The sequence below is a fragment of the Paenibacillus xylanilyticus genome (assembly GCF_013359935.1).
GTDB lineage: Bacteria > Bacillota > Bacilli > Paenibacillales > Paenibacillaceae > Paenibacillus > Paenibacillus xylanilyticus.
Genome location: NZ_JABMCB010000055.1, coordinates 1 through 708 on the forward strand (window position 1 = coordinate 1; position 708 = coordinate 708).

At 45.9% G+C, this 708-nt stretch carries 1 protein-coding gene and 1 pseudogene; both read right to left on the minus strand.

Features of this window, described 5'->3' with window-relative positions; translation table 11 throughout:
* Positions 1-475 (minus strand): annotated as a pseudogene (locus HP552_RS00355) (phage tail protein); the annotation flags it as partial.
* Positions 476-485: 10 nt separating this feature from the next.
* Positions 486-708: phage distal tail protein (locus HP552_RS00360; protein WP_175393817.1), on the minus strand; the 223-nt coding region annotated here is incomplete at its 5' end.

Genomic DNA, 708 nt, shown 5'->3' on the forward strand with positions numbered 1-708 from the left:
CACCGTAGGACTTAACAATGTGATTGAAAGCTTCCAGAGCTGTAGTCCGGCCCCAATCCTTGATATCCTGAAGGTCAAAAACGTCATCAATCTTGAATGTGTATTTGTTGTTCATGATCAATGACAAACGTGAAGTCATTTGGCTGATATGCACCCCGTAAGCTTCTTCAATGTACTGATCATAGGGCACCTTAAATTCATTCATCTTGAACATGACGTGGGTTGCCACAATCCGAGCCGTCAGCTTCTTGCCATCCCGGACCCGTTCCCGCGTCTGGATCACATAATACTGCCCTTGCTCGTCCATCACATGGCCCTTGATCTTAATTTTCTCCCGGTAGTCGTCCGATGTCATGGGCACAAAAAAAGACAGCTCATAATCTCCATTGACCCGTCTCCGCCGTTCTATGTCATAAGCGAAGTTCAGGTAACCCGTCCGCTTTAAATCTTTGTCAAACACCTGTAAATACTTCATGTGTCACCCCTTAATACAGGAACCTGTCTCGGTGCGTAATACGGAATAAAACGGTCCTGGCCGTTTCTGGATCAGTCCACCGGAGTGAATTCGTCCCTGGATTCAGCTGCAGGAAATCGCCTGTGTAGAGATGGGATACGTTTTGACCATTCCGGGTGATTTTGAATTTCCCGGAGTCAATAATAATCTGGTCGCCAGGATTAAAGTTATCTTCAAATTCGATGTAATCCACA